The organism is Yoonia sp., assembly GCF_017854565.1.
Taxonomy (GTDB): Bacteria; Pseudomonadota; Alphaproteobacteria; order Rhodobacterales; family Rhodobacteraceae; genus Yoonia.
Window position 1 is genome coordinate 1 of the sequence record NZ_JAFMHJ010000068.1, and the last position, 9,318, is coordinate 9,318.

A 9,318-nucleotide genomic window follows, 5' to 3' on the forward strand; every position below is an offset into this window, starting at 1 on the left:
AAAGGTTCAGGGCAAAGCCGGGAAGATCGCTGAGGCGCTGATCAAGACGGATTTGGTGATCTTGGACGAGCTGGGCTATCTGCCGTTCAGCACCTCAGGCGGTGCTTTGCTGTTCCACCTTCTCAGCAAGCTTTACGAGCGCACCAGTGTGGTGATCACCACCAACCTGAGCTTCAGCGAATGGGCAACGGTCTTTGGTGACGCCAAAATGACCACGGCCTTGCTCGACCGTCTGACCCATCGCTGCCACATCCTCGAGACCGGCAATGACAGCTACCGCTTCAAAGCCAGCTCCGAGACCGCGAAACAGAAACGAAAGGAAACACCACCATTGACCACATCATGACGAAGAAAGCATAACGACTGAGCGGGTCAAATCTCGGTGACAATACCGGGTCAGTTTTAAGTGACATCCAACAGTATCGGGCATCTGCGTCATCTCGATCTCCTAATCGATAAGATGAACCAGAAATCCTCCGTTATTCAAATCCTCAAATCTGTCCCACGGGTGCTGACGTCAGACAAGTGTCGAACGTTCGCGGCCATATCCAACAAAGAAGACCACCTTTGCCGATCTGTTTCATGGAAAAGCCTGTCGATATGCGCCGTTGACCCGTAGTTGACGACCCGGCGCGCCCTTTTTGGGAACGGGTTGGGGCGGGCCGCTGTTCGACCTGATCGCCGCGCGTGACGCGACGGCCATACCGCGCAAACGGGTAATCCATCGTGTGAACGGAGCGGAAGCGAAGTGCAAAAGCCTGTGCCAAAATGAACGCCACAACCCCGAGCACGCTCGAAATAAACCATCAATCCATTGACAAGATATGCCCTCATCTCGATTTGTGAAGCAGAACCCTGTAGGCACGCATTCTGTACGTATCGTTTAACGCCGAATGGACCCTGATTTGCGTCGTGTGTGCCTTGTATTTTCGCGCCTTCGGATCGCGCTGTGCCCGCCGGTTCATCGGCTGCGCAAACGTCCCATGCCCATGCCCCAAAGCCGCCAGATCATCGTTGACGGGTCCAATGTCATGCATTGGGGAGGCGATGCGTCACTGTTGGTTTTATGTCGTGTTTTGAAAGACTTGCAGACCCGCGGCTTTGCGCCCATCGTCTACTTTGATGCCAACGCCGGCTTCAAACTTGGCGGTCAGGCACGCAGCGGGGCCCAGATGGCAGAGCGCATCGGGCTGGACGTTGCCGAGGTCAACGTCGTGCCAAGTGGGGTGTCCGCCGACGGTATCATGCTGGCCCATGGGGCGCGGGATGGTCTGCGAATTGTAACCAATGACCGATTTCTTGACTGGAAATCAAAATTTCCGCAGGTTGGAAAAAAAGGCTTTCTTATCAAGGGGAAATGGCAGCAGGGCACGGTTATCTTGCGCGACAACATAAACCGTTAACCACCGGCTTGCGGGGTTGAAGTCGCCTTTGAATTGTGAAGACTATCACCATCCCGACAAGTTAGGACTGGTGGTTGTTTTGCATTATCTTACAGGCTTGTTAAATGGGCTGCTGATCAGTTTCATACCATTTGCGCACTTGCTGCGCGATCATCCGAACCGTGGCACCTATCTGATCGGGTTGGCGGTGGCCATTTACGTGATCTTCACGGTTCTGGCGTCCAGTTCTATCTGGCAGATGGCTGGCCGCGGTGGGTGGCCATCTTTATCTAAATCGCATCTGAGGCCGATTTTGGTCGATGGATCGAACGTTATGCATTGGAATGGTGCGCCATCTGAGCTGGTTCTTGCTGCAATCCTGCGCGACTTGCGCGGTTTGGGTTATACGCCTCTGGTTTATTTCGATGCCAATGTCGGTTATAAATTATACAATGCCTACGCCAATGGGCGGATGATGGCAGCACGTCTGAACCTGCCCCGATGGCAGGTCGAGGTGGTGCCAAGCGGCGTTGTTGCCGATGAGCGGCTGTTGGAACGTGCCACGCGTGGTGGCATGCAGATCGTTACCAATGACCGTTTTCTCGATTGGAAGCCGCATTTCCCCCGCATCGGCGAACATGGGTTTCTGATCAAGGGACGCTGGACCGGAAACGGTGTGGCGTGGCGGTTTCCGCAAGATTTGAAATTACTGCTAGCCGCTTGATATGTGAAACGCGATGCACCTCTCGCGCCGTTTAGCGCTCTGCGGGGTTTGGCCGATGGTCGACGCGGCGATTTGCATTCTGTCCTTTGCCGTCATAGGCTGGTCCCAGCCGCACGCGTGCGGTCGTGCTGGCGCGGCATTTCGCGCCAAAGAGGAGACTGGATAATGGGTATCGAAAGCTTACTGGTCATTTTGATCATTGGTGCAATTGCCGGCTGGCTGGCTGGCCTGATAATGAAAGGCTATGGTTTTGGTCTGCTGGGTAATATCGTCGTGGGGGTCGTTGGCGCGTTCGTGGCGGGGTTGATTTTTCCGGTCATCGGGCTTGGCTTTGGCGGAGGCATCTTGGGCGCAGTCGTTCACGCCACCTTGGGCGCCGTGATTTTGCTGTTCTTGATCCGTCTCGTGAAACGCGTCTGAAAGATACGAATAACGCGCATCTCGCCTTTTGGATGCACAAAACGGGCGGTCTGTCTGATCATATCATGCGAACGCTTGTTCGACACAAATACCTAATGGCTGGCTTTGCTTCGTTCTGGATAGTTGTCAGCGACGGCCTGCTTGCTACCCTCGCATAGCGATCAAGCGAAACGAAGGTTGATCACCGCTTTCCTCCATATCGCGATTTGCCGCCACGCATCCCGCCGCGTCCGCCCGTGGACCGTCCTCCTGATTTCTGTGCGTCATCAACGGCCTTATCCACGGCCTGCTGTCGTGCCAGCGGGTCGTCAGCAATGGTCAATGCGACAGTCTCAAGCCGCTTGAGTTCGTCGCGCAGGCGCGCGGCCTCTTCGAATTCGAGGTTCTCGGCTGCTTTGCGCATGTCGGTCCGTATCCCTTCGATCACAGTGTGAATGTTGCCGCCCGCACGGTTCTTGTCCACCTTTGCCGTGACGCGGTTCATATCGACGTCGCCTTTGTAAAGACCGGCGAGGATATCTTCGACGTTCTTTTTGACAGTCGTTGGAGTGATCCCGTGTTTTTCATTGTAGGCGAGCTGCTTGACGCGGCGGCGTTCGGTTTCCTTCATCGCCCGTTCCATGCTGCCGGTGATCCGGTCCGCGTACATGATCACGCGCCCCTCGGCGTTGCGCGCGGCGCGGCCGATGGTTTGGACAAGGCTGGTTTCGGACCGCAAAAAACCTTCTTTGTCGGCATCCAAAATCGCAACCAATCCGCATTCAGGAATATCCAGCCCCTCGCGCAGAAGGTTGATTCCGATCAGCACGTCGAACGCGCCCAAGCGCAGGTCACGCAGGATTTCGATTCGTTCGATCGTATCTATGTCAGAATGCATGTAGCGGACCCGAATGCCCTGTTCGTGCATATATTCGGTCAGATCCTCGGACATGCGTTTGGTCAGCGTCGTGACAAGGGTCCGGTACCCCGCGGCGGCCACTTGGCGCACCTCATCAAGCAGGTCATCGACCTGCGTATCCACGGGGCGGATTTCGATTTGTGGGTCGATCAAGCCGGTGGGGCGGATGATTTGTTCCGTGAAAATGCCGCCGGTTTGCTCCATCTCCCATGCCGCAGGTGTCGCCGAAACAAACACAGACTGCGGCCGCATTGCGTCCCATTCCTCAAACTTGAGGGGGCGGTTGTCCATACAAGATGGCAGGCGGAAGCCATGTTCGGCCAAGGTCATTTTTCGCCGGAAGTCACCTTTGTACATGCCACCGATTTGCGGCACGCTGACGTGTGATTCATCTGCAAATACAATGGCGTTGTCTGGGATGAATTCGAACAGGGTAGGGGGCGGCTCACCGGGTGCGCGTCCTGTAAGGTAGCGAGAGTAGTTCTCGATGCCGTTGCAGACGCCAGTTGCTTCGAGCATTTCAAGATCAAAGCTGGTGCGTTGTTCCAGCCGTTGTGCCTCCAGTAATTTGCCGTCGGCGACCAGCTGGTCCAGCCGCATCCGCAATTCTTTCTTGATGCCAATGATGGCCTGCTGCATCGTTGGCTTTGGCGTCACATAGTGGCTGTTGGCGTAGATGCGGACCTTGTCGAAAGTATCGGTCTTGGTGCCGGTCAATGGGTCGAATTCTGTGATGCTTTCCAGCTCTTCACCAAAGAACGATAATTTCCAGGCCCGGTCATCAAGGTGTGCAGGCCAGATTTCCACAGAGTCGCCGCGGACCCTGAACGTGCCGCGTTGGAATGCCTGATCATTTCGGCGGTATTGCTGTGCGATCAGGTCGGCAATGATTTGGCGTTGGTCGTACATTTTGCCTGCGTGGATATCTTGGGTCATTGCGCCGTAGGTTTCGACTGACCCGATGCCATAGATGCACGAAACCGAGGCCACGATGATCACGTCGTCCCGCTCTAGCAGGGCGCGTGTGGCGGAGTGACGCATACGGTCGATCTGTTCGTTGATCTGGGATTCTTTTTCGATAAACGTGTCCGACCGCGCAACATAAGCTTCAGGTTGGTAATAGTCGTAGTAGCTGACGAAATATTCCACGGCGTTGTCTGGGAAGAACCCTTTGAATTCACCATAGAGCTGCGCGGCAAGCGTTTTGTTGGGCGCAAGGATGATCGCAGGCCGCTGCGTGGCTTCGATCATCTTGGCCATGGTGAAGGTTTTGCCGGTTCCGGTCGCGCCAAGCAGCACCTGATCACGTTCACCATTCAAAATACCTGCGGACAGCTCCTTTATCGCTGCAGGCTGGTCGCCTGCCGGCTCAAACTCGGTTTTCAGAACGAATCTGCGGCCACCTTCAAGCTTCTCGCGAAGCTTTACGTCGGGTGCGGGGTGGGCAAGGTAGGCGGGTGGTTGTTGGACTTCGGTTGATGGTGCGGCCACAATCGACAATCTCCATGCTTGAGAGAATTAAAGTTGATACTTTTGAAGCGATATTCAACCCCGCACTGCTGAAATGTTTCTGTTTTGTACTTCACGCAACCCGCCAATTTTCGACGGTCCGCTTGTTTTGGGTGATATTGAACCGAGATACCATATCGTTGAGTGCTGCCGCTTGGCTGCGAAGTGACTGGCTCGCCGCGTCAGCGCTTTCGACCATTGCGGCAATCTGCTGTGTGGCTCTGTCCAATTCACCCACACAGATGTTGATTTCCGCCAAGCTAAGGGGTTGTTCCGTCGCGGCGGCCGCCATCTCTGACATCAGGGTCGAAGTATGGCTGACGCGATCCGTGTTGGCGGTAAGTACCTCTCCGGTTTCGCCAACCAGTTTCACACCGCGGGCCACATGTTGTGAATTGCCACCAATCAGGTTTTTGATCTGTTGCGCTGTCTCGGACGAGCGTTGTGCAAGTGCGCGGACTTCGGACGCGACGACTGCAAAGCCGCGTCCGGCTTCGCCAGCGCGTGCGGCCTCGCCCCCGGCATTCAGTGCCAACAAATTTGTTTGGAAGGCGATATCTTGATCACGGAAATGATTGTTGATATCTGGGTGGACGATCCCGCAATTTCGGACATGGCGGCTACGGTTAGGGCAACGATGGCGGTGCTTTCGGTGGCTTCATGCTGAGCTTCTTTCACGATGCCTTCGGCCTTCTTTGCGCCATCATCAGCTGCTTTGACGCCACTGGTTAATTGATCAAGAGCTGCAGCCGTCTCTTCAAGTGTGGCTGCTTGATTTTCTGTTCGTTGTGACAGATCACCCGAATGTCGGCCGTTATCGTCCGAATTCCTGGCGGATCACCCGCGCATTTTCGACAACTGAGCAAAGTGTGTCGTGCAACGTCCGCGCCGTTTCGTTGTAGTCGCCTTTGGGTTGTGCGTATTTTGCGCTGAACTCTTGTGAGATTTGCGAGGTCAAATCGCCCGAAGCCAATCCCTTGAGACCTTGTGTCAGTGCATCAATAACGGCCTCTTGTTCGACTTGATCCGCGCGCGCGTTATCCGCAATTTCTTTGGCAGTTGCCAGACTATTACGCATGCGATCAAGGTTATCTGCGAGCCTTCCGACTTCATCCGTTCGTCCCGTATCTGAAATAACAATATCGAAATCACAGATCGCGACGGATTGGACGGCGGTTTCCAGCCTCTGCAGCGGTTTGCCGAATATGTGCCGGAGCATGAACGCTGAAGCGGCAAGCATAATCAGCAGCGCCGCGGCCGATGTCGTGATCAACTTGATCTTGTCGTTCCGAAGGGCGTTGAGAATTGGGTCGATGGTCCAACTGACGGCCTATATCCCCACTTGTCCGGACTCCGGCCCGAAAACGACACGTACGGCGATGTCCAGACTATTGTTACCAGCGGCTTGCTGACTTTGCTGGAGGCCGGTGCGTGCAGTCATTTTCAGCGCGGCACGATTTGCGCCTTCGCGCGTAACTTCCGCAAGCACCTCTCCATCTTGGGTCAGCACCACTGCGGCAATTGCCCGTCCGTTCGACGCATCCAGCAGGCGCGTAATCTGCAGGGTCACGTCATAGGTCTTTTGAAACCGAAGTGCGCCGCCCAAGGCGTTTGCGGTGTTGATGGTGTTTGTCGCGCCAAGGTCGATGACCCCGCTGCGCGCAATGCGTTCACTGACCTTGAAACTATGCACGCTGAGCATGGTTTCGACGTCGATGGTCGTCATCGCCGCAATCCATATGCATTTCGCGTAGATCGAACTACCCACGCGGCCACTTTGTATTTTGGAATGTCAATTTGTCATGGTTTCTCCAGTCCGCGCGGGAGCTTTCACTAGAACAGCGCTTCGACATTGAGGACGACGGTTACAGCACCCAGAAGGTCGCCAGTCTGGGGATCGCTGATCGTCACCGAAACCTGTCCTAGGTAGGTTTGAGACGAAGCATCGAATTCGACGTCGGCAATGTGGATTTCACCAACGCCAACGTTGAAGGTTTGGATGAATTTATCCTCGTCTCCCTGCCACATGTTAGAGGTGACCGACGACGCCGCCGCGTTCAACCCAACCGCATCCATGACGAAGACCTCGGAAATCACATCGGCCGACGCATCGACCTAATCGCGCAGGAAGGCCGCAGCGGCGTTATCGAGAATTGGTGTGATCGTGGGCGTATCTGCCTGCCCGACTTCGGTGCGCTACGCCTGATCCATCTGGTCGATGCGCGCAGCATCGTAGCCAGAGGTGGCCGCATTGGCCGTGCGCAACGCAACCAGGATCACAGGATCAGTCACCCAACTGGCCACATAGGAGGTCAGGTGGTTTTCAAGCGCCGGGCCAAATTCGTCGGCCAATGCGCCGTGACAGCCAAGCGTGACCAAAAGAGCGGTTACACTTTGTTTGATCATGGTAATTTCTTTCACTGGTCAGCACGGTGAACGCTGCAGGTTGGTGTGTGAAAGTTGGTCTAAGCATCATGAGTTGTTATTTGATTAGTCCGGATTCGATTTTCGATTTCGACGACGCTTGCCAAAGCATCAGGGATTCGAAATAAGTCCCAATCAAGGAGATCCAGAATGCGTGCACGTATCTACAAGCCAGCCAAAACAGCGATGTCGTCGGGAACGGCCAAGACCCGCCATTGGGTGTTGGAATACGTGGCGGAAACGGCCCGCGATGTTGATCCTTTGATGGGCTGGACATCGTCATCTGATACGCAGGCGCAGGTCAAACTGCACTTTGAAACCAAGCAAGCCGCCGTTGACTATGCCCAGGAGCATGCGATTGACGCCGTCGTGCAGGAGCCAAAGGTGCGCAAGGCGAATATTCGTCCCGGCGGTTACGGTGAAAATTTCGCAACTCATCGACGCGGTGTCTGGACACACTAAATGTTTTGTAAATCGGGGTAAAGATTTCGCTAAGCTGTCTGTGCATCTGATCTTGCGTAGTTGGCGGGCCAATGCGCTATATGTTGTTCTTGAGGGGCGGTTGGCTACGACCTACCTTCTGGCCGACGTTCGAGCGCTTCCTTGATGCTGTGATATAGCTGCCAGCGGCTCAACCCATTGCGCGAGTAAGGCCAGAGACAGCTCTTTCCGTCTGATGCGTACGCAGTACGGCCACGGCTATCCGCGTACGAAGGACATGCCGAAGCGTGATATCGAGGCGATTCATGGCGCGTTCTATAATCGACCTACCTCATCTCTTTCGCCATCGCCTCGGCCTGCAAATCTGGCGGGAAACCATGCTTCTTCAAAATCCGTTTCACGGCAACCCTCATTTTCGTACGGACGTTGTCCTTGCGCCACCAGTCAACCGAGGCGCTGGCGCGGACGGTGTTGACCAGTTCGGCGGCGATGACGCGTAGCTCTTCGTTCCCCATCAGTTCCATCGCACTTTCACTGCGGGCGAGAGCGTCGTAGACGGATGCCTCCTCTTGGGACAGGCTGTCCTCCGGTTCGTCGCGCAGGTTTCAGTTTCAGGCCAGTTTTAGCAATTCCTGTATCACCTGAAGGGCGTTGACGCTGCGGTTATGGTAGCTGGCGATGGCCTCGGTCAGTTTGAGAGAAAAAACGTCTTTTTTGGCCAGATTGGTCCGGGTGCGGGCCGGTGCCGACAGCCAGCTTGGCCGGTGGGGCTGAACGGAGGACGGGCATGCCCGTCCGGAGGGCAGCCCCATGGGCCTGATTGATTTTGGGAATAGGTGCTGGTCGCTGCGGGTTGGTAAGCCGGAAGCTTCTGTCTTCAAACGGAGGATCCGGGTTGGCCTGCAAACCCATCACTGACCAGCAATTGAGATTATATATGACAAACCTCCAAAATCACAGTCAGCGCACAGCGGCTGCCCGCGCCGGGTTCAGCGAACGGACCGCCCGACGATTTTCTTGCCGAGATCGGCAAGATTCTGGAATTTTCGGGCGAGGCCGCCGTGAATATTCAACCGCTCACCTACGCCTGTCAGCGGGGGGGTGGGTCCGTTTGAAGATGTTTTCCCAAAGATCATGGCAAGGCAGATACCGGCTTTCCGCTATCCCGGGAAATCAGGGATCGCGGCTATCTATGTCGACGTGAACGTCGTACTGGTATTGAAGATTTCGGCCTGATCCAACCTATACAGCACCAGACGAACCAGCTCGCTTCGGCGGGCTTTTTTGTTGCCCGCCCTTGAGATTCGCGGTCACTTGCCCCTATTTTCGCGACATCTTTACGCCCAGCCCGAAACGCGCAAAAATAAGCTATTGAATACAATTGCCTTTTCGATCTCGGCCGCGGTAACTTTGTCCCGACTTTCACGCAAACCGTCCAAGACGATCTTGATCTCCTACTCGGAGGGGCTCTGTTGCACAAATTCTGTGAGGGATTCATCTAGTGAATCCAGTGTGGTAGC

The 9,318-nt window shown here is 55.2% G+C and carries 11 protein-coding genes and 1 pseudogene; 5 read left to right on the forward strand and 7 right to left on the reverse strand.

Going from position 1 to position 9,318, the window contains the following annotated elements:
• The 4 genes from QZ196_RS16295 to QZ196_RS16310 all read left to right on the forward strand — a co-directional run.
• On the forward strand, window positions 1–346 hold a 346-nt coding region (locus QZ196_RS16295; protein ID WP_296428328.1), incomplete at its 5' end, for an ATP-binding protein.
• A gap of 637 nt (window positions 347–983) precedes the next feature.
• The gene (locus QZ196_RS16300; RefSeq protein WP_296428330.1) at window positions 984–1,403 is read left to right on the forward strand and encodes a hypothetical protein; all 420 of its coding nucleotides are present in this window, start codon (window positions 984–986) and stop codon (window positions 1,401–1,403) included.
• Between the two features lie 79 nt (window positions 1,404–1,482).
• Window positions 1,483–2,106 carry a hypothetical protein gene (locus QZ196_RS16305; RefSeq protein WP_296428331.1) on the forward strand — a complete coding sequence of 208 codons (624 nt, stop codon included), beginning with the start codon at window positions 1,483–1,485 and terminating at the stop codon, window positions 2,104–2,106.
• 165 nt (window positions 2,107–2,271) lie between these two features.
• Window positions 2,272–2,526, forward strand: coding sequence for a GlsB/YeaQ/YmgE family stress response membrane protein (locus tag QZ196_RS16310; protein WP_296428333.1), 255 nt, complete (start codon window positions 2,272–2,274; stop codon window positions 2,524–2,526).
• Between the two features lie 181 nt (window positions 2,527–2,707).
• Here the strand turns inward: QZ196_RS16310 and uvrB are convergent, their stop codons facing one another.
• The 6 genes from uvrB to QZ196_RS16340 all read right to left on the reverse strand — a co-directional run bounded on the left by uvrB (window position 2,708) and on the right by QZ196_RS16340 (window position 7,339).
• The gene (uvrB, locus tag QZ196_RS16315; RefSeq protein WP_296428334.1) at window positions 2,708–4,915 is read right to left on the reverse strand and encodes an excinuclease ABC subunit UvrB; all 2,208 of its coding nucleotides are present in this window, start codon (window positions 4,913–4,915) and stop codon (window positions 2,708–2,710) included.
• A gap of 91 nt (window positions 4,916–5,006) precedes the next feature.
• Window positions 5,007–5,531: a methyl-accepting chemotaxis protein gene (locus QZ196_RS16320; protein ID WP_366510993.1), complete on the reverse strand. Its 525-nt coding sequence runs from the start codon at window positions 5,529–5,531 to the stop codon at window positions 5,007–5,009.
• A gap of 216 nt (window positions 5,532–5,747) precedes the next feature.
• Window positions 5,748–6,206 carry a HAMP domain-containing protein gene (locus QZ196_RS16325; protein ID WP_296428335.1) on the reverse strand — a complete coding sequence of 153 codons (459 nt, stop codon included), beginning with the start codon at window positions 6,204–6,206 and terminating at the stop codon, window positions 5,748–5,750.
• A gap of 57 nt (window positions 6,207–6,263) precedes the next feature.
• Entirely contained in the window at window positions 6,264–6,659 is a 396-nt protein-coding gene (locus QZ196_RS16330; RefSeq protein WP_296428337.1) for a hypothetical protein, read from the reverse strand.
• 107 nt (window positions 6,660–6,766) lie between these two features.
• Window positions 6,767–7,030: a hypothetical protein gene (locus tag QZ196_RS16335; RefSeq protein WP_296428338.1), complete on the reverse strand. Its 264-nt coding sequence runs from the start codon at window positions 7,028–7,030 to the stop codon at window positions 6,767–6,769.
• Window positions 7,031–7,129: 99 nt separating this feature from the next.
• A complete protein-coding gene (locus tag QZ196_RS16340; RefSeq protein WP_296428340.1) occupies window positions 7,130–7,339 on the reverse strand; it encodes a hypothetical protein in 210 nt (69 codons plus the stop codon).
• A gap of 168 nt (window positions 7,340–7,507) precedes the next feature.
• Here QZ196_RS16340 and QZ196_RS16345 point away from each other — a divergent pair, with 168 nt between their 5' ends.
• Window positions 7,508–7,819 carry an ETC complex I subunit gene (locus QZ196_RS16345; protein ID WP_296428341.1) on the forward strand — a complete coding sequence of 104 codons (312 nt, stop codon included), beginning with the start codon at window positions 7,508–7,510 and terminating at the stop codon, window positions 7,817–7,819.
• A gap of 305 nt (window positions 7,820–8,124) precedes the next feature.
• On the opposite strand, the pseudogene QZ196_RS16350 reads toward QZ196_RS16345, so the two are convergent.
• A pseudogene (locus QZ196_RS16350) lies at window positions 8,125–8,610 on the reverse strand (type I restriction enzyme endonuclease domain-containing protein).
• Window positions 8,611–9,318: the final 708 nt, after the last annotated feature.

Bases quoted from the DNA above. Each gene is read 5' to 3' on its own strand.
- QZ196_RS16300 (WP_296428330.1), top strand. From the start codon at position 984: ATGCCCATGCCCCAAAGCCGCCAGATCATCGTTGACGGGTCCAATGTC.
- QZ196_RS16310 (WP_296428333.1), top strand. From the start codon at position 2,272: ATGGGTATCGAAAGCTTACTGGTCATTTTGATCATTGGTGCAATTGCC.
- QZ196_RS16330 (WP_296428337.1), bottom strand. From the start codon at position 6,659: ATGACGACCATCGACGTCGAAACCATGCTCAGCGTGCATAGTTTCAAG.
- QZ196_RS16340 (WP_296428340.1), bottom strand. From the start codon at position 7,339: ATGATCAAACAAAGTGTAACCGCTCTTTTGGTCACGCTTGGCTGTCAC.
- QZ196_RS16345 (WP_296428341.1), top strand. From the start codon at position 7,508: ATGCGTGCACGTATCTACAAGCCAGCCAAAACAGCGATGTCGTCGGGA.